Annotated in this window: 22 protein-coding genes; 18 read left to right on the top strand and 4 right to left on the bottom strand. The window is 69.3% G+C overall.

The window, feature by feature from the left end; all coding sequences use genetic code 11:
* The first annotated feature begins 32 nt into the window (after positions 1-32).
* From ABI214_RS13590 to ABI214_RS13550, 9 genes are read left to right on the top strand one after another with little or no spacing between them, the layout of a single operon-like run.
* Positions 33-896, top strand: a complete 864-nt coding sequence (locus ABI214_RS13590) for a CoA transferase subunit A (protein ID WP_348603069.1) — start codon at positions 33-35, stop codon at positions 894-896.
* Positions 893-1,651, top strand: coding sequence for a CoA-transferase subunit beta (locus ABI214_RS13585; protein ID WP_348603068.1), 759 nt, complete (start codon positions 893-895; stop codon positions 1,649-1,651). The genes ABI214_RS13590 and ABI214_RS13585 overlap by 4 nt, the downstream gene beginning before the upstream one ends.
* On the top strand, positions 1,648-2,733 hold the full coding sequence (locus ABI214_RS13580) for an NAD(P)H-dependent flavin oxidoreductase (protein WP_348603067.1): 1,086 nt from the start codon (positions 1,648-1,650) through the stop codon (positions 2,731-2,733). The genes ABI214_RS13585 and ABI214_RS13580 overlap by 4 nt, the downstream gene beginning before the upstream one ends.
* A 30-nt stretch (positions 2,734-2,763) precedes the next feature.
* On the top strand, positions 2,764-3,639 hold the full coding sequence (locus ABI214_RS13575; protein WP_348603066.1) for an SDR family oxidoreductase: 876 nt from the start codon (positions 2,764-2,766) through the stop codon (positions 3,637-3,639).
* Positions 3,632-4,417 carry an SDR family oxidoreductase gene (locus ABI214_RS13570; protein ID WP_348603065.1) on the top strand — a complete coding sequence of 262 codons (786 nt, stop codon included), beginning with the start codon at positions 3,632-3,634 and terminating at the stop codon, positions 4,415-4,417. The genes ABI214_RS13575 and ABI214_RS13570 overlap by 8 nt, the downstream gene beginning before the upstream one ends.
* 27 nt (positions 4,418-4,444) lie before the next feature.
* Positions 4,445-4,894, top strand: coding sequence for an FAS1-like dehydratase domain-containing protein (locus ABI214_RS13565; RefSeq protein WP_348603064.1), 450 nt, complete (start codon positions 4,445-4,447; stop codon positions 4,892-4,894).
* Complete coding sequence (locus ABI214_RS13560; RefSeq protein ID WP_348603063.1) at positions 4,891-5,298, top strand: MaoC/PaaZ C-terminal domain-containing protein; 408 nt, start codon at positions 4,891-4,893, stop codon at positions 5,296-5,298. Before ABI214_RS13565 ends, ABI214_RS13560 begins: the two co-directional genes overlap by 4 nt.
* Positions 5,295-6,275, top strand: coding sequence for an NADPH:quinone oxidoreductase family protein (locus ABI214_RS13555; protein WP_348603062.1), 981 nt, complete (start codon positions 5,295-5,297; stop codon positions 6,273-6,275). Before ABI214_RS13560 ends, ABI214_RS13555 begins: the two co-directional genes overlap by 4 nt.
* Before the next feature lie 34 nt (positions 6,276-6,309).
* Positions 6,310-7,509, top strand: coding sequence for an acyl-CoA dehydrogenase family protein (locus ABI214_RS13550; RefSeq protein WP_348603061.1), 1,200 nt, complete (start codon positions 6,310-6,312; stop codon positions 7,507-7,509).
* Positions 7,510-7,561: 52 nt separating this feature from the next.
* Here ABI214_RS13550 and ABI214_RS13545 read toward each other — a convergent pair whose 3' ends face one another.
* The 4 genes from ABI214_RS13545 to ABI214_RS13530 all read right to left on the bottom strand — a co-directional run bounded on the left by ABI214_RS13545 (position 7,562) and on the right by ABI214_RS13530 (position 12,660).
* Entirely contained in the window at positions 7,562-9,403 is a 1,842-nt protein-coding gene (locus ABI214_RS13545) for an AMP-dependent synthetase/ligase (RefSeq protein ID WP_348603060.1), read from the bottom strand.
* Positions 9,404-9,500: 97 nt separating this feature from the next.
* On the bottom strand, positions 9,501-11,132 hold the full coding sequence (locus tag ABI214_RS13540) for an ABC transporter permease (protein WP_348603059.1): 1,632 nt from the start codon (positions 11,130-11,132) through the stop codon (positions 9,501-9,503).
* Positions 11,129-12,028 carry an ABC transporter ATP-binding protein gene (locus ABI214_RS13535; protein WP_348603058.1) on the bottom strand — a complete coding sequence of 300 codons (900 nt, stop codon included), beginning with the start codon at positions 12,026-12,028 and terminating at the stop codon, positions 11,129-11,131. The genes ABI214_RS13540 and ABI214_RS13535 overlap by 4 nt, the downstream gene beginning before the upstream one ends.
* A complete protein-coding gene (locus ABI214_RS13530) occupies positions 12,025-12,660 on the bottom strand; it encodes a TetR/AcrR family transcriptional regulator (RefSeq protein WP_348603057.1) in 636 nt (211 codons plus the stop codon). Before ABI214_RS13530 ends, ABI214_RS13535 begins: the two co-directional genes overlap by 4 nt.
* A gap of 185 nt (positions 12,661-12,845) precedes the next feature.
* On the opposite strand from ABI214_RS13530, the gene ABI214_RS13525 reads away from it, so the two are divergent.
* From ABI214_RS13525 to ABI214_RS13485, 9 genes are all read left to right on the top strand, one after another.
* Positions 12,846-14,444 carry an acyl-CoA synthetase gene (locus ABI214_RS13525; protein WP_348603056.1) on the top strand — a complete coding sequence of 533 codons (1,599 nt, stop codon included), beginning with the start codon at positions 12,846-12,848 and terminating at the stop codon, positions 14,442-14,444.
* 138 nt (positions 14,445-14,582) lie between these two features.
* Positions 14,583-15,110 (top strand): hypothetical protein, encoded by a 528-nt coding sequence (locus ABI214_RS13520; protein WP_348603055.1) that lies wholly within the window; start codon positions 14,583-14,585, stop codon positions 15,108-15,110.
* 69 nt (positions 15,111-15,179) lie between these two features.
* Entirely contained in the window at positions 15,180-16,106 is a 927-nt protein-coding gene (locus ABI214_RS13515) for a hypothetical protein (RefSeq protein ID WP_348603054.1), read from the top strand.
* Positions 16,107-16,179: 73 nt separating this feature from the next.
* Positions 16,180-17,733: a succinic semialdehyde dehydrogenase gene (locus tag ABI214_RS13510; protein WP_348603053.1), complete on the top strand. Its 1,554-nt coding sequence runs from the start codon at positions 16,180-16,182 to the stop codon at positions 17,731-17,733.
* 95 nt (positions 17,734-17,828) lie between these two features.
* The gene (locus ABI214_RS13505; protein WP_348603052.1) at positions 17,829-18,488 is read left to right on the top strand and encodes a response regulator transcription factor; all 660 of its coding nucleotides are present in this window, start codon (positions 17,829-17,831) and stop codon (positions 18,486-18,488) included.
* Positions 18,485-20,194 (top strand): hypothetical protein, encoded by a 1,710-nt coding sequence (locus ABI214_RS13500; RefSeq protein WP_348603051.1) that lies wholly within the window; start codon positions 18,485-18,487, stop codon positions 20,192-20,194. Before ABI214_RS13505 ends, ABI214_RS13500 begins: the two co-directional genes overlap by 4 nt.
* A 117-nt stretch (positions 20,195-20,311) precedes the next feature.
* On the top strand, positions 20,312-20,989 hold the full coding sequence (locus tag ABI214_RS13495) for a GAP family protein (RefSeq protein WP_348603050.1): 678 nt from the start codon (positions 20,312-20,314) through the stop codon (positions 20,987-20,989).
* A gap of 29 nt (positions 20,990-21,018) precedes the next feature.
* Positions 21,019-22,566 carry a carboxylesterase/lipase family protein gene (locus ABI214_RS13490; RefSeq protein WP_348603049.1) on the top strand — a complete coding sequence of 516 codons (1,548 nt, stop codon included), beginning with the start codon at positions 21,019-21,021 and terminating at the stop codon, positions 22,564-22,566.
* Positions 22,567-22,713: 147 nt separating this feature from the next.
* Positions 22,714-24,360: a DHA2 family efflux MFS transporter permease subunit gene (locus ABI214_RS13485; RefSeq protein ID WP_348603048.1), complete on the top strand. Its 1,647-nt coding sequence runs from the start codon at positions 22,714-22,716 to the stop codon at positions 24,358-24,360.
* Positions 24,361-24,389 lie beyond the last annotated feature (29 nt).

Below are 24,389 nucleotides of genomic sequence, written 5' to 3'. Positions count from 1 at the left end.
GCCGGTGGCACATCGACGAAGGATGGAACAAATTGTCGGACAAGACAATGACTGAGAAAGAGGTGGTCGGCCGGCTCAGGTCCGGAATGACCATCGGGATCGGCGGCTGGGGATCCCGGCGGAAGCCGATGTCGCTCGTCCGGGAGATCCTGCGGTCGGACGTCGACGATCTCACCGTCGTGTCCTACGGCGGCGCGGACGTGGGTCTGCTGTGTGCCGCGCGCAAGGTGCGCAAGGTCGTCTTCGGATTCGTCTCGCTCGACTCGATTCCGCTCGACCCGCACTTCCGCGCCGCCCGTCAGGAGGGCCGGATCGAGGTCAGCGAGTACGACGAGGGCATGCTGCAGTGGGGCCTGTACGCCGCGGGGATCCGGTCGCCGTACCTGCCGACGCGGGCCGGCCTGGGCTCGGACGTCATGCGCGTCAATCCCGAGTTGCGAACGGTCACAGACCCGTACGGTGACGAGACGCTGGTCGCGATGCCGGCCATCCCGCTCGACGCGGCGCTCGTGCACATGAACCGGGCGGATGCCCACGGCAACGCGCAGTACCTGGGTCCGGACCTGTACTTCGACGACCTGTTCTGCATGGCCGCCGAGCAGGTGTACGTCTCCTGTGAGCGCATCGTCCCGACGGCCGAACTCACCGCCGAGGCCCATCCGTCGACGATTCGGATTCCCCGCCTGCTGGTCTCGGGAGTGGTCGCCGCACCCGGGGGTGCTCATTTCACTTCGTGCATCCCGGACTACGACCGCGACGAGGCCTTCCAGCGGGAATACGTCTCGGCGGCAAAGGACCCGGAGAAGTGGCAGGCCTTCGTCGACCGCTACCTGGCGGTCCCGGAAGCGGAGTATCAGCGTGCGGTGCGCGACGAGCGCGAGGAGGCTTCGGCATGAGTGCAGCGACGCGAGCGGAAGTGTGCGTGGTGGCATGCGCCGAGGCGTACCGCGGCAACGGTGAGGTGATCGCCAGCGCGTTCGGAACCATCCCGGCGATCGGGGTCCGCCTGGCACGGCACACGTTCGAGCCCGATCTCGTGGTCTCCGACGGTGAGGCCAGCGCGGTCCGCGGCACGTGGGCCGTCGGCGGCGCCGCCGAGGGCGACGTCGAGGCGTGGCTGCCGTTCAACCAGATCTTCGATCTCGTGTGGAACGGCAAGCGCCACATCATGATGATCCCCACCCAGCTCGACACGCACGGCAACTGCAACATCTCCGCGATCGGCGATCATGCGCAGCCGAAGGTGCAATTGCTGGGCGTGCGCGGTGCCCCGGGCAACACCGTCTACCACCCCACCAGCTACTGGGTGCCCAAGCACAGCACCCGGGTGTTCGTGCCCAAGGTCGACATGGTGTCGGGCGTAGGCTACGACAATGCGCGCAAGGCGGGGCCGGCGGCCACCCGCTACCACGAACTGCGAAGGGTGGTCACGGATCTGGCGGTCCTGGACTTCACACCCGACACGGGCCGGCTGCGGCTGGTGTCGGTCCATCCCGGCGTCACGGTCGACGACGTCGTGGCCGCCACGGGATTCGACCTCGTGACCCCGGACTCGGTTCCGCAGACCCGTATTCCGACCGCAGAGGAACTCGAACTGATCCGCATGGTCATCGATCCACGAAACCTGCGCGACAAGGAGGTACCCGCGTGACCATCCTCGAATCGAACCGCAGCGCGCTGCACACCCGACTGTGCGACCTGTTCGGGGTGAAGTACCCGATCGTGCAGACGGGTATGGGCTACGTCTCCGACGCCAAGCTCACCGCGGCCACCGCCGAGGCCGGCGGTCTCGGGATCATCGCCGGCGGGATGCTCGGCTACGACGAGCTCGAGCAGGCGATCAACTACGTCAAGGACCGCACCGACGCGCCGTTCGGCGTGAACCTGCGCGCCAACCAGGAGGACGTCGGCAGACGCCTCGACCTGCTCATCCGCTCCGGCGTCAAGGTGGCGTCGTTCGCGCTCGCACCCAAGCGGGACCTGATCGCGAAGCTCAAGGACGCCGGGTTGGTGGTCGTGCCGTCGATCGGTGCCCGCCGGCACGCGGAGAAGGTGGCGGAGTGGGGTGTCGACGCCGTCGTCGTGCAGGGCGGTGAGGGCGGCGGTCACACGGGCGCCGTCCCGACGAGCCTGCTGCTGCCGCAGGTGGTCGACGCCGTCGACATCCCGGTGATCGCCGCCGGTGGCTACTTCGACGGGCGCGGCCTGGTCTCGGCGCTCGCGTACGGCGCCGACGGCATCGCGATGGGAACCCGGTTCATGCTGACCAGCGACTCCCCAGTGGCGCGGGCCGTCAAGGACGTCTACCTGTCGAAGTCCGTCAACGACACGGTCGTGACGCTCGAGATCGACGGCGTGCCACAGCGGGTGCTCCGGGCCGGCACCATCGACCAGCTCGAATCCACCCGGGGGCCGCAGCGCGTGCTCCGCGCGGCGCGCAATGCCGTTGCCTTCCAGAAGCTCTCGGGGACCCCGTGGAAGGACATGATCCGCGAGGGTCTCGAGATGAAGAAGAGTCACGAACTCGGCTGGCGCCAGGTCGTCATGGCCGCCAACGCGCCGATGCTGTACCGCTCGGCGCTCGTCGACGGCAACGCCGACATCGGTGTGATGGCGACCGGTCAGGTCGTCGGCCTGATCGACGACGTGCCGAGTTGCGCCGAACTGATCGATCGCATCGTGGCCGAGGCGGAGGCGACACTCGCGCGCCTGACCCGCGCCGACGGTGCGTAGCAAATATTTGATGCAGACAGGAGGACGACGATGAACCAGCTCGACAATCGTGTGATCGTGGTGACCGGTGCGGGCCGCGGGATCGGCCGCGAGCACGCGTTGCTGGCCGCCGCGGAGGGCGCCCGCGTGGTCGTCAACGACACCGGTGCCGGTCCGGACGGCAAGGGATCGGACCCGGCGTTGGCGGTGCGCGTCGCCGACGAGATCACCGCGGCGGGCGGCGTCGCGGTCGCGAACGCCGCGGACGTCACCACGATCGAGGGTGCGAACAGCCTGCTCGACACCGCCCTCGGCAGTTTCGGCGAGGTGCACGGACTGGTCAACAACGCCGGCATCCTGCGCGATCGCATGTTCGTCAACATGGCCGAAGACGAGTGGGACGACGTCATCACCGGACAGCTGCGGGCGACGTTCGCGCCGTGCCGGATCTTCGGTGCGCACTGGCGCGACCGATCCAAGGCCGGCGACGACGTCAATGCGTCGATCGTGAACGTGTCGAGCACCTCCGGCCTACTCGGTGCCGTCGGCCAGAGCAACTACGGTGCCGCCAAGGCCGGGATCGCGTCGCTGACGGTGATCCTGGCGCAGGAGTTGGGGCGCTACGGGATCCGCTGCAACGCCATCACCCCGGTCGCCCGCACCCGCATGACCGAGGACGTCCCGGGGATCAAGGACATGGTGGCCGTGCCCTCGGACCCGGAGGCGTTCGACGTCTACCACCCGGGCAACGTCTCGCCGGTCGTCGCGTACCTGCTCACCGAGCAGTGCCCCGCCAGTGGTTCGGTGTTCTACGCCAAGGGCGGCGAGATCCGACAGTTCCTCGGCTGGCAGTACGGGAAGATCATCGACAAGGGTGCCCGCTGGACCGTCGACGAGCTGGTGCAGGAGATGAGCGGCCTTGTCTGAGTTCACGACACCCACCCCGGGCCCGGCGCACGGTCTCGTCCAGGGCCGGTCCGTGGTCGTCACCGCGGCCGCCGGTACCGGCATCGGCTTCGCTGCGGCGCAGCGGTTCGCCGCCGAGGGGGCCCGGTTGACGATCAGCGACCGGCACGAGCGGCGGCTGGCCGAGGCGGCGGACCGGATCGAGTCCGAGTTCGGCTCGAGGCCTCTCACGATCGTGTGCGACGTGACCGACCAGCGACAGATCGACGACCTGATGGACGGTGCGGTCGCCGAGTACGGCGCCGTCGACGTGCTGGTGAACAACGCCGGCCTCGGCGGCACGGCGAGCGTGACGGACATGACCGACGACGAGTGGAACTCGGTCCTCGATGTCACGCTCACCAGCACCTTCCGCGCGACCCGGTCGGTGCTGCGGCACATGGTGCCGCGCCGCAGCGGTGTGATCATCAACAACGCGTCGGTGATCGGGTGGCGCGCCCAGGCCGGTCAGGCGCACTACGCCGCCGCGAAGGCGGGCGTGATGGCCCTGACCCGCTGCTCGGCGCTGGACGTGGCCGAGCACGGTATCCGCGTCAACGCGGTGTCGCCCAGCATCGCGATGCACGCGCACCTGGCCAAGGTGACGACCGACGAGCTTCTCGGACAACTCAGTGCGCGTGAGGCTTTCGGGCGCGCTGCCGAGCCGTGGGAGATCGCCAACGTGATGGTGTTCCTGGCCAGCGACTACTCGTCGTACATGACCGGTGAGGTCGTCTCCGTCAGCAGTCAGCACGCCTGATTCGATCCGCACATCCCTGGAGGGAACATGGCAAACGCAGACGCCGTCGGCACCGAAGGTAAGACCTACGACCTCGATGTCGAACGCGGCAAGATCCGGGAGTTCGCGGTCGCGACCTACTCGTCGAATCCCGACTATCTCGAGCGTGAGGATGCGGTGTCGCCACCGACCTTCCTCACCACCATCAACTTCTGGGCGCCGCCGGAAGGAAACCCCTGGAAAGCAGTTGAATTCGACGGCAAACGCGGGCTGCACGCCGAGCAGCAGTACGAGTTCTTCGGCCCGCCGCCCGCCGCGGGGACGCGGCTGCGCTGCACGTCCCGCATCACCGACGTCTACACCAAACAGGGCCGCCGCGGCGGCGAGCTGACGTTCGCGGTGATGGTCACCGACTTCGTCGACGACACCGGCACCGTCGTGGCCCGCGCAACCATGACCGGCGTCGAAACCGCCCGACCCGCAACGGAGGACGCATGACCACCACTCGGACCCTGCCGGCACCCTGGACGGTCGGACCGGTCACCCGGACCGACTTCGTCCGCTACCAGGGGGCGTCGGGAGACATGAACCCGATCCACCACGACCAGACGTTCGCGGAGGCGTCCGGGTACCCGTCGCCGTTCTCGGTGGGCATGTTCCAGGCCGGGCTGCTCGCGACCTACGCGAGCGACTGGCTCGGCGCCGAGAACATCCGGTCCTACCGGGTCCGGTTCCTCGAACAGGTGTGGCCCGACGACGTGCTCACCTGCACCGCGATGATCCTGCGGGAATACGAGGACGACGGCGTCGGCAAGATCGATCTCGAGCTCGACTGTGCCCGGCAGACAGGCGGACTCGCGGTCAAGGCGTGGGCGACGTTCGTCACCGGGGTGGCACCGTGAAGGCGCAGCTCTGTCGGGCCCTCGGCACGCCCGATACGCTCAGGTACGAGGACGTCGACCCTCCGACCGTCGGACCCGATCAGGTGCTGGTCGAGGTGCACGCTGCTGGCGTGAACTTCCCCGACGGGCTCATCGTGTCCGGCAACTACCAGACCAAACCCCCGCTGCCGTTCGTTCCCGGCTCCGAGGCGGCCGGGGTGGTGCGGGCCGTCGGTGCCGACGTCACCGGTATCGCCGTCGGCGCCCGCGTGCTCGCGTTCTGCGGCATGGGTGGCTACGCCGAGCAGGTGGCCGTTCCCGCGACCATGGTGTTCCCGATCCCGGATTCGCTGTCCTACACGGACGCCGCCGGATTCGCCGTCACATACGGGACGTCCTGCCACGGCCTGGTCGATCGCGCCGACCTGCGGGCGGGGGAGACCCTGCTGGTGCTCGGGGCGTCGGGTGGTGTGGGGCTGGCGGCCGTCGAGATCGGCAAGGCCCTCGGGGCCCGGGTGATCGCGGCGGCGTCGAGCCCGGAGAAGCTGGAGCTGTGCCGCGCGCGCGGCGCGGACGAGACGATCGACTACTCCAGCGAGGATCCGAGAGCGCGGATCACCGAGCTCACGGGCGCCGGGGTCGACGTCGTGTACGACCCGGTCGGCGGAGAGCACGCGCAGGCGGCGATCCGCTCGCTCGCGTGGGGAGGGCGGTACCTGACGGTCGGGTACGCCTCGGGCGACATCCCCAAGGTCGGGATGAACCGGCTCCTGGTCTCCTCGGGCTCCCTGCACGGCGTGTTGTGGGGAGCGTGGGCGAAACGCAACCCGGAACGCAACGCCGACAACATGAATCGGCTGTTCGGCTGGTACGAACGGGGCGTTCTCCGACCACATGTGAGCGAGACGTTCCCGCTGTCCGACGCCGCCGCGGCGCTCGACGTAGTGATGGGGCGTCGTGCGCTCGGCAAGGTCGTCCTGACGTCCGCCGCCGGATAGCCGCCTTCCACCCTCGAATCGAAAGGAACACCTGGTGGATCTGTCACCGAGTCCCGAAGCCCGCGAGATCATCGAGCGGCTCGAAAAGTTCATGGACGAGTACGTGTATCCCGCCGAGGCGGTGTACGCGAAGCAACTCGAGGCCGACGGGCCGCACAGCCACGTCCTGCCGCCGATCGTCGAGGAACTCAAGACCGAGGCCCGGCGGCAGGGCATGTGGAACCTCTTCCTGCCTGCGCTGTCCGGACTGACGCACCTGGACTATGCGCACATCGCGGAGGTCACCGGCCGGTCGCCGTACATCGCGCCCGAGGCGCTGAACTGTTCCGCGCCCTCGACCGGGAACATGGAGATCCTCCACATGTTCGGCACGGACGAGCAGAAGCAGCGGTGGCTCGAGCCGCTGCTCGACGGCCGGATCCGGTCGGGCTTCTCGATGACCGAACCGGACGTCGCGTCGTCCGACGCCCGGAACATCTCGACGTCGATCGTGCGCGACGGCGACGAGTACGTGGTCAACGGGCGCAAGTGGTGGACGACGGGTGCAGCGGACCCGCGCTGCGAGATCCTCGTGGTGATGGGCAAGACCGATCCGGAGGCCGCGCCGCACCGGCAGCAGTCGATGATCCTCGTCCCGGTCGCGACGCCCGGCGTCGAGATCATCCGCTCGCTGCCGATCTTCGGCTACCACGACCAGCAGGGGCACGCCGAGATCCAGTTCACCGACGTGCGCGTTCCGGTCGGCAACATGCTCGCCGGTGAGGGCGAGGGCTTCGCGATCGCCCAGGCGCGGCTGGGACCCGGCCGCATCCATCACGCGATGCGCTGCATCGGCATGGCGGAGCGGGGCCTCGAGTTGATGGTGCAACGGACCATGGCGCGCAACGCGTTCGGTGGCCCCATTTCCGATCAGGGCGTGGTCCGCACCTGGATCGCTGAGTCCCGCATGGAGATCGAGCAGGCCCGCCTGCTGGTGCTCAAGACGGCCTGGATGATCGACCGGGTGGGGGCGAAGGGCGCGCAGATCGAGATCGCCGCGGTGAAGGTGATCGGCCCGCGGGTCGCCAGGTCGGTGCTGAACCGGGCGATCCAGTGCCACGGCGGCGGCGGCGTCACCGACGACTACCCGATCGCCCGCATGTGGGCGAGCGCGCGCATCCTGGGAATCGCCGACGGTCCCGACGAGGTCCACATCCGCAGCGTCGCGCGTCACGAACTGCGGAAGTACCGGTAACTCCGCGCGACGAGTGACGTCAGGGATCGGCGGGCCGCGGCGGTGAAGCTGCTCAGCCGTACAGCTCGGTGATGCGGTCGGCGAAGTTGTCGACCACCTTCTTGCGCTTGAGCTTCATGCTGGGGGTGATCTCGCCGTTCTCGACGGTGAGTTCGCGCTCGAGGATGGTGAACCGCTTGATCTGCTCCCAGCGGTTGAGGCCGGCGTTGAGCTGGTCCACGTAGGCGCTCATCATCGCGACCGTCGGTCCGGCGGTGGCGATCTCGCGCAGCGGCCGGTCGCCCATGCCGTTCTCGACGGCCCACTCTGAGATCGCCTCGCCGTCGAGGCTGATGAGGGCGACGCAGTAGGACTTGCCCTCGCCGGACACGATGATCTCGCCGACGTACGGGCAGATGCCCTTGAACGTCGCGGCGATCGCCGACGGCGCCACGTACTTGCCGTTGGACGTCTTGAACATGTCCTTCTTGCGGTCGGTGATCCGCAGGAAGCCGTCGGCGTCGATGGTGCCGATGTCGCCGGTGCGGAACCAGCCGTCGGCGTCGAGCGCCTCGGCGGTGGCCTCGGGGTTGTGGTGGTAGCCGCTCATCACGCCGGGACCCTTGATCAGGATCTCGCCGTCACCGGCGATCTTGGCGTCGGTGCCGGGGATGACCCAGCCGACGGTCCCGAAGCGATACGCCGACGGCCGGTTGACGAGCGACGCCGCACTGGTCTCGGACAGCCCGTAGCCCTCGAGGACGACGATACCGACGGCGTCGAACCATTGCGCCACATCACGATCCAACGCGGCGGAGCCGGAGATGAAGAACTTCAGCCGGCCTCCGAAGCGTTCGCGGATGGTCCGGAACACCAGCCGGTCGGCGAGCGCGTGCTGAGCTTTCTGCATGCCCGACAACGGTTTTCCGGACTGCCGGGCCTTCGACGCGGCCAGTCCCACGCCGATCGCCCAGTCGAAGATCCGCTCCTTCACCCCGCCCTCGGCCTTCACGGTGCCGACGATGCGGGCGTACGCCTTCTCGAAGATCCGCGGCGCCGCACCCATGAACGTCGGCTTCACGACGGCGAGGTTGTCGACGATCTTGTCGACGTGTCCGTCGATGGCGGTCGGGAACCCGATCTGCAGCGGCAGTGTCAGCAGCACCTTGCCGAACACGTGCGACAGCGGCAGCCACAGGTATTGCAGGTCGTCTGCGTCGAGGATGCCGACCGCGTCGATCGACGCCGCCTCGTACGTCCACGCCGAGTGCGGCAGCCGCACCCCCTTGGGTCGGCCCGTCGTGCCGGACGTGTAGATCAGCGTCGCGAGGCTGTCCGGGGAGATCCCGGCGATGCGCACGTCGACGGCGTCGGGGCGCTCGGCTTGCAGTCGGTCGCCGAGCCGTTCGAGGTCGTCGAAGCCGATCACCCACTCGTCGTCGGGTGCGGTGCCGTCGATCAGCACCACCCGCTGGACGTCGGGCAGTTCGTCGCGGTGCTCGCGGAGCTTGGCGAGCTGGGCCTCGTCCTCTGCGACGACGATGCGGCTACCCGAGTTCGACACGATGAACGCGACGTCGGACGCGGTCGTCGAGGGGTAGACGGTGGTGGTCGCGGCGCCGGCGCACATCACCGCGAGGTCGGCGAGCGCCCACTCGTAGCGGGTGGCGGAGGCGACCGCGACGCGCTGCTCGGGCTCGACGCCGAGCGCGATCAGGCCCGCCGCCAGCGTGCGGACGCGTCGGCCCACATCGGACCACGTGACGCTGGTCCACACGTCCCCGTTCGGGTACCGGAAGGCCTCGGAATGTGGTGTCGCGGCTACCCGGTCGACGAACAGCTGAGCAACCGACGGCGCCCGCTCCTCGATCTTGGACCAGTCCACGACCTCGTCTGACGCGCGCGAAGCTGTCATGATTCCGAGTCTAGGAACCTCGCCGCAACCCCTGAACGGGAATTCACGGCACGGTTCGGTCTCGAAAGTGTGACGCCAATTCCCGTTCAGGGGATGGTCAGCGGAGGTCGCGCCGTCGCAGCGCGGCGAGCCCGACGGCCAGCAGCGCCGCGGCGATCAGCAGCAGCCACACGATCGGGGCGGCCTGGAACTCGCCGCCGGGCAGCCGCGGCAGGTGCAGGAACGGCACGAGGTCGAGCAGGGGCCGCGGGACGTCGGCGACCATGCCGAACACGTACAGCGCCATCATCGCGCCGAAGACACCCCACGCGGCGGGGGCGAAGCGCGGCAGCAGCCCGAACATCGCGACGGCGATCCCGGTCAGCAGCCACACGCCGGGCAGCTGCACCAGCGCGGCGCCGAGGACGCGCGGCACCTGTCCGCCGACGTCGTCGATCGACGTCCCGTACGCGATCCCGGCCGCGAGGCCCGCGATCGCGAGCGCAACGGCGGGGCCGACGAGCGCGAACACGATGTGGCTCATTGCCCAGCGTGGCCGTCCGATGGAAGCGGCCAGCACCGACTCGGCGCGGCCGGACTCCTCCTCGTCGTGCAGTTGGAGCACCGCGGAGATCGAGTACGCGCCGGCGAGGAGCCCGAAGATGGTGAACGCCAAGGCGATGAACGAGTCCTCGATCGCCTGCGCCCCACCCAGGCGGGCCAGCGCCTGCGTGACGGCCGTGCTGCTTCCCAGCTGATCGCTGACACCGTGTGCGGCGCCACCGATGACGAGCGCGAACACCGCCAGGCCGACCGTCCACGCGATCAGGAGTCCGCGTTGCGAGCGCCACGCCAGTCCGACGGGACCGGACAGCGACGGCGGCGACGTTGCGGGTCCGGGCCGTTCGGCGATGAGTCCGGCGCCGAGGTCCCGGTGCGCGAGCAGCCGGTAGGCGGCGCCGACGAGCGCGACGGTTGTGACGGCAGACAGCAGCAGCACCCACCAGCGTTCGTCGGCGTATGGGCGCAGCTGCTGGGCCCAGCCGATCGGCGACAGCCACGACAGCGTCCCCGATCCGGCGTCGCCCACGGCGCGCAGCAGGAAGGCGATCGCCAGCACCCCGAACGCGATGCCGCGGGCGAGCCGGGCGCCGACGCTCACCTGCGCGGTCGCCGCGGCGACGCCGGCGAACACGGCACCGGCCCCGAACACGGCTGCGCCGAACGCGATTGCGCCGGTCCCGCCGATTCCGATCGAGATCAGCCCGAGGGTGCCGACGACGGCACTGATCGCCGTTCCGAGCGCCGCGACGAGCAGCGCCGCGGTCAGGCCCGCGTACCGCCCGACCGCCGTCGAGTCGAGCAGTTCGGTGCGGCCCGTCTCCTCCTCGGTCCGGGTGTGCCGGATGACCGTGAGGATCACGGCGACCGCGACGAAAGTGAACAGGTAGCCGGCACGCCAGGTCGTCAGCGCCCCCACACTGGAGCCGAAGATCGGCCCCACCAAGGCGATTTCGGACTTCAGAGACGCGGTGGAGGCCGCGAACGCATCGAGCTGACTCTGGGTTGTGTACAGCCCCATGATCGCCTTGCCGTAGACGATCGGCAGCAGACCGACGGTGATCGACCACAGCGGCAGGATCACCCGGTCGCGTCGCAGGGCCAGGTGCATCAGCGCCCCTGTGCCGGTGAAATGCGAGGACGCCGAAGCCGCCGGGCGGACGGCGGTCGGAGCCGCGGTGGTGCTCATACCCGCACCTCCTCGGAGAGTTCGTAGTGCCGCAGGAACAGTTCCTCGAGCGTCGGCGGCGTGCTGACGAGGCTGCGCACGCCCGTGTCGCCGAGCGTGCGGATCAGTGCGCCGAGGCTGTCGGCGTCCACCTGACAGTGCAGCGTGCTGCCGTCGATCCGGATGTCCTCGACACCCGGAATCCGGCTGAGATCGCCTGGGTCGCCGGTGAGTTCGGCCGTGATCGACGTGCGGCTGAGGTGACGCATCGATGCGATCGAACCGCTCTCGACCGCCTTCCCGGCCCGGATGATGGTCACCTTCTCGCACAGCGCCTCGACCTCGGACAGGATGTGGCTCGACAGCAGCACCGTCACGCCGCGGGCGCCGGCCTCGGCGATGCAGTCGCGGAACACCTTCTCCATCAACGGATCCAGGCCCGACGTGGGCTCGTCCAGCAGCAGCAGCCGGGCACGCGACGAGAACGCGGAGATCACCGCGACCTTCTGCCGGTTGCCCTTCGAGTACGAGCGCGCCTTCTTGTGCGGGTCGAGGTCGAATCGTTCGATCAGGTCCGCCCGCCGATCCGGGTCGAGTCCGCCGCGCATCCGGGCGAGCAGATCGATGATCTCCCCGCCGGTCAGCGACGGCCACAGGGTCACGTCGCCCGGCACGTACGCGACGTCGCGGTGCAGGTCGACGGCGTCGCGCCACGCGTCGCGGCCGAACACCGTGGCGGTGCCGCCGTTCGTGCGCAGCAGACCGAGCAGCACCCGGATCGTGGTGGACTTGCCGGCGCCGTTGGGGCCGAGGAATCCGTGGACCTCGCCCTCGCCGACCGTCAGGTCCAGGCCGTCGAGCGCCCGGGTGGACCCGAACGTCTTCTCCAGCTTCTCGACTTCGATGATCGTGGTCATGCTCTCTCCTCGGTGTAGGCGTCGAGCATTGTCGAATCGGTGAACAGGCCCTCGGTGTAGGCCTCGAGGGCGGGGAGCATGATCTCGTCGGTCATCTCCCGGATCACGCGGGCGTAGTCCACCGAGCCGTCGGGTTCGGTGCGCATCTGCAGGAACAGCAGCGTCGAGCCGAGACTGTTCATCGCGAGATACCGGGCGCGCGCGGTGGGGTCGCGGCTGGGCCGCACTCGACCCTCCGCGACGCCGGCCTCGAGGTACTCCTCGACACCGGTAACCGTGTGCTCGAACAGCGATGCTGCGAGCTCACCGCCGGCCTGGAAGGACCGCACGAGGTACGCGACGAGTGGCACGTATCGGTCGATCTCGCTCAGGGAGGCGAGCATCCGGGCCGGTCCCGTCGAGGTGAGCACCTCGCGCTTCTCGGTGAGGATGATCCCGAGGACGTGCTCGTCACACACCGCCCGCAGGCCCTGTTTGGAGCCGAAGTGGTGGTTCACCAGGCCGGGGGAGACCCCGGCCTCGGTGGCGACCGCCCGGACCCCGGCGCCGAAGCCCTGCCGTCCGAACACCCGGATCGCGGCGTCGCGGATCCGGGCCCGGGTATTCAGGTCCCGATCCGCAGGAACGGCCATGGCTGAACACATGTTCAAAGTCTTACTCGCCTGTTCAACGGTCGCAAGGGGCCCCGCGCGGTCCTTATGGAATCTTGACGGGAAACCGGCACAAGGATTTTGGCCCCATCAAACGCTCGACTGTGTTAGCTTGCCGAACGAATGGGCCCGTGATCCGGGTCACTGCACAGTGAGGATGGACCTACGTGACGCTGAACATCGCCGACCTGTACGAAGCCGTCACGGACGCGATTCCCGATCGGGTGCCGGTGGTGTGCGGGGACGAGCGCCGCAGCTACGCCGAGCTGGACCGGCGGGCCAACCGGCTCGCGCACCATCTCGAGTCGGTCGGGGTGCAGCCGGGCGGGCACGTCGCGATCCACATGCGCAACCGCATGGAGTACGTCGAGGCGCTGTTGGCGTGCCTGAAGATCCGCGCCGTTCCCATCAACGTCAACTTCCGCTACACCGACGCCGAGTTGGTCTATCTCTACACGAACTCCGACAGCGTGGTGCTGATCGTCGAGAACGAGTACCTCGAGCCGGCCGGGGCCGCGCTGCCGCAGGCGCCCGGCATCGGGCACGTCGTCGTGGTCGGCGAGCACGAGGGGATGCCCGCCGGCTACGACGGTGTCACCGTCGCCGACTACGAGGAGGCGCTCGCGGCGCAGTCCGACGCCCGGGGCTTCGGGCCGCGCAGCGCGGACGACCACTTCGTGATCTACACCGGCGGCACCACCGGCATGCCCAAGGGCGTCGTGTGGCGCCACGAGGACTTCTACTACGCCGCGCTGTCCGGCGGGAACATCGGTGGTGCGTCCCGGCATTCGGTCGAGGAGGTCGTGGCCGGCGCCGTCGCCAACACCGAACCACAGGTCTACCTGCTGATTCCACCGCTCATGCACGGTGCGGCCATCTACTCGCTGCTCACCGCGTTCTTCATGGGCGCCCCGCGCGTGCTCACCCGCACCTTCGATCCCGTCGAGGTGCTCCGCCTGATCGAGGCCGAGAAGATCGCCGGCATCACCGTGGTCGGGGACGCCATCGCCCGGCCCATCGCCGAGGCGATCCGCGAGCACGGCGCCCGCTTCGACCTGAGCTCGCTGAAGCTGATGGGCTCCGGGGGTGCGCTGTTCTCGCCGAAGCTCAAGGACGAACTGCGCGAGATGGTCCCGGGTCTGGTCATCAAGGACGCCTTCGGGGCGTCGGAGACCGGCAACGACGGCATCGTGGAGTTCGGCGACGACGGCACCAAGCGAATTCGCCACAATCCCAACATGATTCTCGTGGACGAGGCGTTCCGGCCGATCGAGCCGGGCTCCGGCGAGGTGGGCTACCTCGCGCGCACGGGTCATGTCCCGGTCGCGTACTACAACGACGAGGCCAAGACCGCCGCGACGTTCCCCGTGGTCGACGGGGTGCGGATGGCCGTGCTCGGCGACATGGGACGCATGGAGGCGGACGGCACCATCGCGCTCCTCGGTCGCGGTTCGACGTGCATCAACTCCGGTGGCGAGAAGGTGTATCCGGAGGAGGTGGAGCAGGCGCTCAAGACGCATCCGGCGGTGCTCGACGCGCTGGTCGCCGGGGCGCCCGACATCCGGTTCGGCGAGAAGGTCGCCGCGGTGGTCCAGTTGCGGTCCGGCTTCGACGACGCCGACACCGTCGAGATCGCCGAGCACTGCCGCACCCACGTGGCGGGCTACAAGATCCCGCGGTCCGTCGTCGTGGTCCCGGCGATCCGGAGGTCCCCCAGCGGAAAGGCGGACTACCGCTGGGCGAAGGAGGTCGTCTCGGCCGTCTGAGCCGGGATCGGAGGGTTCCTCGAACGAGCGAAATTGTGGACAAGCGTCCAATTGTTTGTTGAAATGAGTCGCTTCGAACGCATCTCGACCGCCGTTTCGGTAGCCCGTGTTTTTCGTACAGCTCACCGGAGGAACCAGTTGCGCAGGACGGCAGCAGCGCTCGGCGTCGGCGCCATCGCGTGCGCGTCGGCGGCCGTTCCCGGATCGCTCGCCGGCGCGGCCTCGGCCGAGGCCAGCGGAACCACCGACGTGACGTTCACCGTCGCCGGAGAGGAAGGTCCACTCGAGTTGACCGTTCCGACATCAGCCCCGGTGGTCTGGGTGAACGGGCAGAACGAGTTCGGCGCCCCGATGGCGGTCTCCGCTGTGCGTGACCGCCGTCGCGGCATCGGACGCTCGGTCACCGTGTCCGCCTCGATCTCGGACTTCACCCATGGCGCCGAGACCATCCCCAGATCCGGCGTGACCTACACGGCAGGCGCCGAGACCATGGGCTTCCGCAGCACTGGGCCGCAGACGTTGGAAACGACCAAGCCTGTGGTCGGGATAGCTAGCAACAGTCGGCCGGACGTGACGTTCCAATGGACGCCGTCGCTCCGCGTCGACGCGTCCGACGGGGTGACGATCGGGGATTACAGTGCGATCCTGACCCATTCAGCCGTTTAGCCGACCGAATCCTCCCCGGTGGCGGCTCGTTCACACGCCCGCCACCAGGCATCCACGAAGGTGTGTTCCATGCGTTCTGTTCTGCGACAGCTGCTCACGCTGCTGGCCCTGGTCGCCTCGATCGGCGCGGCGTCCGTGACGGTGGTCCACGCCGATCCCGTATTCACCACGAGCGGAGGCGGCCTCGTCGGTGTCCGACTCCTGGATCCTTCGCCGGGGGTCGGTTTCGAGTCGCAGAACTACATCTTCGACAATGTTCAGCCCGGCGCCGCGATCAAGCGGCGCGTGGAGGTCTCGAACGACATCGACAAGCCCCGGACCATCGAGGTGTACACCGGTGCGGCGGCGAAGAGGGGCGACCAGTACACGGTCCAGGACCGGGGCACGACCAATCGCCTCACCGGCTGGACGAGTGTGGACAAGCAGACCCTCACGCTCGCACGCGGCGCGACCGCCGTGGTGACAGTGACGATCACCGTCCCCGCGGATGCACCCGTCGGGACCCAGTACGGGGTCGTCTGGGTGCAGGCCGCCGCCGACGGCTCCGGACTGTCGACCGGGTCCCGGGTCGGCGTCCGCGTGTATCCGACGGTGGTTCCCCCGAGCGGACAGACCGCGGACTTCACGATCTCCGGACTCACCGCCGAACGTGATTCCGCCGGCCGGGCCGTGGTGGTCGCCGACGTCCGCAACACCGGCAGCTGGGCGCTGGACCTCGACGGCGAGCTGACTCTCGTCGGTCCGGAGGGACTCACTGTCGGACCGGTGTACCCCGACGCCGCGACCATCGCGCGCGGCGCCACAGGCAAGGTGCGGTTCGTCATTGCCAACAGCGCCGATCTGCCGTCCGGGCCCTGGCAGGCGTCGGTGAAGCTGCGAAGCGGCCCGATCGAGCACGCCCACTCCGGCACGGTCGACTTCCCGGCGGCGGGGACCGGTACCGGCTCCCTCGGTTCCCTGGGCTCCCTCGGCGGCCTCGGCAGTCTCGGATCCTGATCCCTGTGACGGCAGCCACCGACGGGGTAGGTTGTGTGTAACTCGAAATCTACTCACCGGTAGGAGTACAAAAATGCCTGCTCCGTCTGCGGCGACTTTCGCCCGCCTCGCCGACCTCATCGCCATTCCCGACGCGGCGAACCGCCCGACGCGGCCGGTGGTCGAGGCCTTCACCGGACGCGAACTCGCGACCGTCCCGGTCGGCACCGCGGCCGACGCGATCGCGGCGGTCGAGCGGGCCCGCGTGGCGCAGAAGGCATGGGAGCAGCGGTCGCCGGCCGAACGTGCCCAGATCTTCCTGCGCTACCGCGACCTGGTCCTCGAGCACCGCGGCGCGCTGATGGACATGGCGCAGGCCGAGACCGGCAAGTCCCGGGCCTCCGCGCAGGAGGAGGTCCTCGACATCGCGATGACCTCCCGCTACTACGCCCGACTGGCCCCGAAGCTGCTGCGCCCCAAGCGCGTCCAGGGCATGTTGCCCGGGCTGACCAAGACCGTCGTCCGGCACCACGCGAAGGGCGTCGTCGGCGTCATCTCGCCGTGGAACTACCCGATGACGCTCGCGGTGTCCGACGCGATCGCGGCGCTGCTCGCGGGCAACGCCGTGGTGATCAAGCCGGACAGCCAGACCCCGTACTGCGCGCTCGCGTGTGTCGAGCTGCTCTACCAGGCGGGGCTGCCCCGCGATCTGTTCGCGGTGGTTCCCGGGCCCGGTTCGGTGGTCGGCACTGCGCTGGTCGAGCACACCGACTACCTGATGTTCACCGGCTCCACCGCCACCGGCCGGCTGCTGGCCGAGCAGGCCGGCCGTCGCCTGATCGGGTTCTCCGCGGAGTTGGGCGGCAAGAACCCGATGATCGTCGCGTCGGGGGCGAACCTGCGCGAGGTGTCCGACGCCGCCGTGCGCGCGTGCTTCTCGAACTCCGGCCAGCTGTGCATCTCGGTCGAGCGCATCTACGTCGAGGAGGCGATCGCGCCCGAGTTCATCCGGATGTTCGGCGAGCGGGTCCGGAACATCAGCCTGGCGCCCGGCTACGAGTTCGGCGTCGAGATGGGCAGCCTCGTCTCCGAGGCGCAGGTCAAGACCGTCGCCGGACACGTCGACGACGCGATCGCGAAGGGCGCCACCGTCGTCGCGGGCGGCAAGGCGCGCCCCGACCTGGGCCCGCTGTTCTTCGAGCCCACCGTGCTCACCGACGTCACCCCCGAGATGGAGTGCTACGCGAACGAGACCTTCGGCCCGCTCGTGTCGATCTACCCGGTCGCCGACGTCGAGGAGGCGATCGCCCGCGCCAACGACACCGAGTACGGGCTCAACGCGAGCGTGTGGGCCGGCAGCCACGCCGAGGGCGAGGCCATCGCTTCCCGGGTCATGGCCGGCACCGTCAACGTCGACGAGGGCTACGCCCCGACGTGGGGCAGCACCGCGGCCCCGATGGGCGGCATGGGCGTGTCCGGCGTGGGCCGTCGGCACGGCGACGACGGCCTCCTCAAGTACACCGAGGCGCAGACCGTCGCGACCACGCGCGTGCTCAATCTCGGTGGACCGCGGTGGCTTCCGGCCAAGGTGTGGGCCAAGGTGCTGCCGCCGTTCGTCAAGGCGATGAAGTACCTGCCGGGGCGGTGACCCGGCTCGATCCCGAGGAGCGGGCGCCGTACGGCCGTTTGTTAGCTATGCGCACGACATCTCGTGAAGGCGGTTGCACCCGCTAATCTCGTCGCGTGAGCGAAAGCGCGTGGGTGCGAAGGGCGCTGGTCGTCGAGGACCAGCCCCTGATGCGTTCACTGGTGGCCGAGGCGCTCCGGCACGCCGGATTCGAGGTGCACGACCGACCGTCCGCGGCACCCGCGCTCGCCGATTTCGACGAGATCGACCCCGACGTGCTGGTCACCGACATCGATCTCGGCACCCGCCCCAACGGGATGGAGCTGGCGACGATCGTGCACGCGCAGGCGCCGCACTGCGCGGTGGTGTTCCTGACGAACTATCCGCGGGCCGGAATCGCCCCGGGGGAGGGTGTTCCGGCCGGGTCGGTCTTCCTCGACAAGGTGGCGCTCGAGTCCGTCGAGGACCTGGTCGCGGCGGTGGAGTCGGCGCTGGCCGAGAAGCCGGTACCGCCGGGTCCGGCACGCGACGACAGCCCGGACGCGGTCCTCGAGCGGCTCACCCGCACCCAGCTCGACGTGTTGCGCTGCATCGCGCTCGGGTGGTCGAACGCCGAGATCGCCCGCCGCCGCGGGTCGAGCCTGCGCAGCGTCGAGAAGATGGTGACCCGCGTGTTCGACGCGCTGGGGGTCGGTCACAGCCCCGAACTGAACCCGCGGGTCGCGGCGGCGCAGCTGTACGTCCGACGCTTCGGGATGCCGGCGGAGATCGGTTGAGGCGTCCGTTTCCCTGGCTGGCGCGGATCGGCGGCAGCGCCGCCGTCACCCGCTGGTCGTGGATCCTGACCGCCCCGTTCGCGGTCACGGTGATGGGCAGCTACTCCGCGGCCCGCGGGCCGGCGGACTGGCCCACGTACTTCAGCGTGGCGGTGATGGTGCACCTGATCCTCGGCGTCGCCCTGCTGTTCGCCTGGCTCACCGTCCTGCGCCCCAACCGAACTCGCGCACGACCGGCGGTCGCCATCGCCGTCTTCGCCCTGCTCGGCGCGATGCGGCCGTTCCTGCTGGACGCGCTGATCGGGGTCCAGGGAGTGCCGACCGACCCCCGGAGCATGGGTGTACGGCTGATCATCAATGTGACCACCGGGATCGTCGCGCTCTCACTGGTCGCGATCCTCGTCGACTCCGTGCGCGAACACAACGCGGTGATGCGGCGGTTGCGGGCCGCGCGCACTGCGCTCGACACGCAGCGTCGCGTCGACGAGGAGTACCTCGCCGGGCTGGGCCAGCGGTGCGCGGACGACCTGGCCGCCCGGATCGATGCCGCACTCGCGCAGACCGATCGCGCGTCCGTCGACGCCGAGCGCGACGCGCGCCTGCTGCGCGGTATCTCCGAGGACATCGTGCGCCCTATGAGCCACGTGTTGTTCGACGACGCCACCCCGCCACCGGAGCCGGCGTCCCCGCCGCCCACCCTGACCCGACGGGAACGCGTGCGCGGTGTGCTGCAGGCTGTGCGACCGGCACCACTGGTGCTGCCGGTCGTGTTGTACACGGCGGTGATCCTGACGTTCCTGCTGACGAGCTACGGGCTGCGCGAGACCGCCCTGGAGGTGGTGGCGAGCGTGGCGGTGTGCGTGTGCGGGAACTGGGTGGTGCAACGCACCGTGGTCCGCATCCGGAGCGCGCCCCGGCGACTCGTGGTGATGGCGGTCGCGTACAGCGTCATCGCGGGAGTCACCGCGGTGATGTTATGGATCATTATCGGCGGCAACGGATTCCCGCCTGCCTTCGTCGTCCCCGGTGTCGCGTTCTATCCGTTCTCGGCGCTAGCGATGTCTCTGATCGCCGCCGCGAACGAGCAGCGCGGGGTCGAGGAGCGTCAGCTCGCGGACGCACTCGGTGACCGGAGCCGCCTCGCGGCCGAGGTGCACGGGCGGGTGATCGCCGCCCGGCGGCGACTGGCCCACGTGCTGCACTCGTCGGTGCAGGGCGAACTCGTGGCCACGGCCCTCGCGATGCGCGTTGCCCCGGGCGCCGTCGACGGCTCCGTCGGGGAGATCGTCGACCGCCTCCTGCGGGAGGTCGCGCGGGAGGAGCAGCGACCCACGGTGCGGTCCGATGCCCGAGCGCGGATCACCGAGCTGATCGGCATGTGGTCGGCCGCCGTCCCGATCCGGACCGACGTCGACGAGCGGGTGTGGTCGCTGCTGTCGGACAGCCCGGTCCGCCTCGAGCACGCGATCGACGTGCTGTCCGAGGGGTTCACCAATGCGATCCGGCACGGTCGCGGCGGGCCGCTGCACCTGCAGATGGCCGTCGATCCGCGAACCTCCCTGATCTGCATCGGAATCCGGTCACCCGGAGAGGTCGTCCGCGATCGTGGGGACGGGCTGGGGTTGGCGACGCTGTCGAGCCGGGTCGGCTCCGCCGAGCTTGTCGAGGAGCCCGGATCGGTGCTGCTGTCGGTGCGCCTCGACTGATCCCGGACGCCCCCGGGCGTCCGCAGAGAGATGTCGCAATACCCGAACATCGGACCGTTCCGGTGAATCGCGCTCCCTACCGTTGGATCCGGATCAACGAAGGGATGTGACGCCGGTATGGGAAATGCAGTGGCACAGCTGGTTCCGCTGGGAATCGAGATGGTCGTCAGTCCGGTTCCGCTCGCCGCTCTCATCGCGATCCTGCTGTCCGCGCGGGCGAAGACCAACGCCGCGATCTTCACCGCGACGGCCGTCACGGCGTCGGCCGTCGTCATCGGAATCTCGGCGCTCACCGCCGAGGAGGGGGCCGCGCGCGCCGATCACACGGGCCACGCGACACAGATCGTGTTCGCGACGGTCTTCGGGCTGGCGTTCCTGGCGCTGGCCGCCGTCAGCTGGCGCAGCCGCCCGCGGCCGGGCACCGTGGCGGCGGCGCCGTCGTGGATGGCGCAGATCGACACCATGAACGGCGCCAAGGCGATGGTCCTGAGCCTGCTGCTGACCGTGCCCAACGCGAAGAACCTGCCGCTCGAACTGCGGGCCGGGGCGGTGGTCGCGAACGCGCACCTGCCGATCGCCCAGGCGGCGCTGCTGACCGTCGGGGTCGCGGTGCTCGGCGGCGCCGGGCTGATCGTGCTGTCGGTTCTGGCGGCAGTGCCGTCGAAGCGCGTCACCGCCGCCCTGGGCGTGGTCAAGGACGAACTGATCCGACACAACGCCGCCATCATGACCGTCCTGTTCCTGCTGCTGGCAGGTCTTCAGGTCTCGCACGTCGTCACGGCACTCACCGCGTGACATCCAGCGATTCGAAGGAGGAGACACCCATGACTCTCATCGCTCCCGACACCGCCGTGGTCCACACGACCCACGGGCCGGTGCGCGGCACCGTCGACGGACCCGTCCAGGTGTGGAAGGGCATCCGGTACGCCGCCGCGCCGACCGGGACGCTCCGCTTCCGGGCACCGGTGGCGCCCGAGCCGTGGACCGAGGTGTTCGACGCCGACCACTTCGGTTCGGTGGCACCGCAGAGCCCGATGCCGGGGATGCCGCTCGGCGACGTGTGCAAGGACGAGGACTGCCTCTCTCTCAACGTGTGGTCGCCCGGGACCGATGGTGACCGCCGGCCGGTGATGGTGTGGATCCACGGCGGCGCGTACTTCCGCGGCGCGTCGAGCCAGCCGGTGTTCGACGGCCGCGCGCTCGCCGAGAAGGGCGACGTCGTGGTCGTGACGCTGAACTACCGGCTCGGGGTCTTCGGTTTCGGCGACTTCTCGTCGCTGAACACCGGCTCGCACCGCTTCGACACCAACGTCGCGCTGCTCGACATGATCGCCGCGCTGCGCTGGGTGCAGGCGAACATCGCGTCGTTCGGCGGCGACCCGGGCAGCGTGACGGTGTTCGGGGAGTCGGCCGGCGGCGGCGCGGTCACCACCCTGCTGACGATCCCGGCGGCGAAGGGCCTGTTCCACCGCGCGATCGCGGAGAGTTCGCCGGCCACGTCGGTCTACAACCAGGAGCGGGCCGCGCACGTGGCGCAGGTCTTCCTCGACATCCTCGGTGGCGCAGACGATCCCGTCGACCGTCTGCTGACCGCCGGCACCGACGAGTTGCTGGCGGCGTCCGACGAGTTGTTCGCGCGGATCCCCGCCGAGACTCCCGGCACGCTTGCGTTCGGTCCGATCGTGGACGGTGATCTGCTGCCCGACTACCCGGTCAACTCGTTCTGGAACGGCACCGCGGCCCGGATCCCGCTGCTGATCGGCACCAACAAGGACGAGTCGTCGCTGTTCAAACTGATGAAGTCGCCGCTGATGCCGCTCGACCCGGACGTCATCCGGGGCATGTTCGCCGAGATCGCGGCCGAGCACCCGGGCATCGAATTCCCCGACCAGGCCCGCATCGAATCGGCGTACTCGGGCCTGGAGACCAGGAACGACGCGATGGGGCTGACCCGTGACTTCGGGTTCCGCCTGCCGACGCTGTGGATCGTCGATGCGCACAGCCGCCACGCACCGACGTGGCTGTACCGCTTCGACTACGCGACCCCGATGCTCAAGGCTTTGAAGATCGGAGCCACCCACGCGACCGAACTGCCGTACGTGTTCGGCAACATCGCGCACGGGCCCAAGGAGATCACGTACCTGCTCGGTGGCCTGTCGACCGGCCGGAAGGTTTCGGCGCGGATGCAGCAGCGGTGGCTCGAGTTCGCGAAAGGTGGTGTGCCGGTTGGTCTCGACGGGGAGCCGACGTGGGACGCCTACGACCCGATCGGTCGGGCCACCCTCCTGATCGACAAGCAGGACTCGGTGGTTCCGGACCTGGACGGGCCCCTGCGGGCGGCGTGGGGCGAACAGGTGATCGCGTTCACCTGACGGGCCCGCGGGCCTGAGGACGGAAAATTCGTCCGAAAGTTGGAATTGCCCGGATCCCCGGCGGGTTCGGCCGGGGATCGCGGGTTCCCTCTGGTGAAATCGCAGTAGCGTCGCCGGAAGGGGCGCCATACGAGGAAGGCGCAAAACATGAGCGTGGAATCGTCTGACACCGAACCTCACGTGGGGCGCCGGGAGTGGATAGGCCTGGGCGTCCTCGCCGCCGGCCTGTCGTTGATCGTCGTCGACGGGACCATCGTCAACGTCTCGCTGCCGGTGATCATCGACGAGCTGGGCCTCAACCTCACCGACGCCCAGTGGATCAACAGCATCTACTCGGTGGTGTTCGCGGCGCTACTGCTCACTGCCGGCCGGCTCGGCGACCGGCTGGGTCGCCGGATGTTGTTCATCCTCGGTGTGGTCGTGTTCATCGGCGGCAGTCTCATGGCGGCCGCGTCGGAGAGTTCGACGGCACTCATCGTGGCCCGCGTCGTGCAGGGCGTCGGCGGCGCCTTCGTGCTGCCGTGCACCCTCTCGACCGTCAACGCGACCTTCCGCGGCCGCGACCGGGCGATCGCGTTCGGTATATGGGGTGCGGTGATCTCGGGCATGGCCGCCGTCGGACCGCTGCTCGGAGGCTGGCTGACCACATCGTTCACGTGGCCGTGGATCTTCCTCGTCAACGTCCCGATCGGCATCCTCGTCATCATCGGCGCCTTCCTGACCGTCCCCGAGACGCGGGCGAAGATCACGGTGCCCGGACTGGACGTGGTGGGACTGCTGCTCAGTGCAATCGGCTTCGGCGCGTTGATCTTCGCGCTCATCGAGGGCCAGACCATCGGGTGGTGGAAGCCGATCGCCGACCTGAACGTATTCGGCATGACCTGGCCGGTGACCGCCCCGATCTCGGCGACTCCGGTCGTCGCCGCCGTCGGTGTCGTCGCGCTGATCGGGTTCGTGGTGTGGGAGCGGCACCGGGCGAGCATCGGATACTCGGCCATTCTCGACCTGGAGCTGTTCCGGTTCCGCACCTTCAGCTGGGGCAACTGCACCGCGATGGCCGTCGCGATCGGCGAGTTCGGTCTGCTGCTGGTGCTGCCGCTGTTCCTCGTCAACGCGTACGGCCTGAGCACCCTCGGCGCCGGATACGTGCTCGCGGTGATGGCGCTCGGCGCCTTCGCGTCCGGTGCCGCCGCCCGCCATGTCACCGCCCGGTTCGGTGCCCCGCGCACCGTGATGCTCGGCCTCGCGCTCGAGGTGATCGGCGTGCTCGCGTTCGCGCTGTACCTGCGGCCGTCGTCGTCGACGTGGATGCTGGCGCTGCTGCTCGCGATCTACGGCCTCGGCCTGGGACTGGCGTCGGCGCAGCTGACGGGCACCGTCCTGGTCGACATCCCGCCCTCGGAGTCCGGCCAGGGGTCGGCGACCCAGAGCACCGTCCGCCAGCTCGGATCCGCGCTCGGCACCGCGATCCTCGGCACCGTGCTGTCGCTCGGGCTCGCGCACAGCCTCACCGACCGGCTCGAACCCGTCGCGCTGCCGCCGCAGGTGGAGACGCAGCTCGTCGACGGCACCCGCGACTCGGCCGGCGGCACCATCCCCGCGATCCGTGAGCAGGGCGAGCACGGCAAGCTCGGCCCGGCCGGACCCGAGACCGCCGACGCGCTGTCGGAGGGCTTCGCCGACGCCACCCGCTGGTCGCTGTTCGTCGCCGCCGGCTTCCTGTTCGTCGGTCTGGTGTCCGCCACGCAGCTGCAGCCGCGCAGGCGCGAGGAGGAGGCGGCGGCTCCGGCGTAGGCGCGACGGACACCATCAGTGGCGGTCGT

The sequence above is a fragment of the Prescottella soli genome (assembly GCF_040024445.1).
In the GTDB taxonomy this organism is placed as follows: Bacteria; Actinomycetota; Actinomycetes; order Mycobacteriales; family Mycobacteriaceae; genus Prescottella; species Prescottella soli.
This window is presented reverse-complemented; position numbering and strand designations above follow the sequence as displayed.

Excerpts from the sequence above, each read along its gene's own strand:
- ABI214_RS13585 (WP_348603068.1), top strand. The coding sequence starts at position 893 with ATGAGTGCAGCGACGCGAGCGGAAGTGTGCGTGGTGGCATGCGCCGAG.
- ABI214_RS13575 (WP_348603066.1), top strand. The coding sequence starts at position 2,764 with ATGAACCAGCTCGACAATCGTGTGATCGTGGTGACCGGTGCGGGCCGC.
- ABI214_RS13565 (WP_348603064.1), top strand. The coding sequence starts at position 4,445 with ATGGCAAACGCAGACGCCGTCGGCACCGAAGGTAAGACCTACGACCTC.
- ABI214_RS13560 (WP_348603063.1), top strand. The coding sequence starts at position 4,891 with ATGACCACCACTCGGACCCTGCCGGCACCCTGGACGGTCGGACCGGTC.
- ABI214_RS13545 (WP_348603060.1), bottom strand. The coding sequence starts at position 9,403 with ATGACAGCTTCGCGCGCGTCAGACGAGGTCGTGGACTGGTCCAAGATC.
- ABI214_RS13540 (WP_348603059.1), bottom strand. The coding sequence starts at position 11,132 with ATGAGCACCACCGCGGCTCCGACCGCCGTCCGCCCGGCGGCTTCGGCG.
- ABI214_RS13535 (WP_348603058.1), bottom strand. The coding sequence starts at position 12,028 with ATGACCACGATCATCGAAGTCGAGAAGCTGGAGAAGACGTTCGGGTCC.
- ABI214_RS13530 (WP_348603057.1), bottom strand. The coding sequence starts at position 12,660 with ATGGCCGTTCCTGCGGATCGGGACCTGAATACCCGGGCCCGGATCCGC.
- ABI214_RS13515 (WP_348603054.1), top strand. The coding sequence starts at position 15,180 with ATGCGTTCTGTTCTGCGACAGCTGCTCACGCTGCTGGCCCTGGTCGCC.
- ABI214_RS13510 (WP_348603053.1), top strand. The coding sequence starts at position 16,180 with ATGCCTGCTCCGTCTGCGGCGACTTTCGCCCGCCTCGCCGACCTCATC.
- ABI214_RS13495 (WP_348603050.1), top strand. The coding sequence starts at position 20,312 with ATGGGAAATGCAGTGGCACAGCTGGTTCCGCTGGGAATCGAGATGGTC.
- ABI214_RS13490 (WP_348603049.1), top strand. The coding sequence starts at position 21,019 with ATGACTCTCATCGCTCCCGACACCGCCGTGGTCCACACGACCCACGGG.
- ABI214_RS13485 (WP_348603048.1), top strand. The coding sequence starts at position 22,714 with ATGAGCGTGGAATCGTCTGACACCGAACCTCACGTGGGGCGCCGGGAG.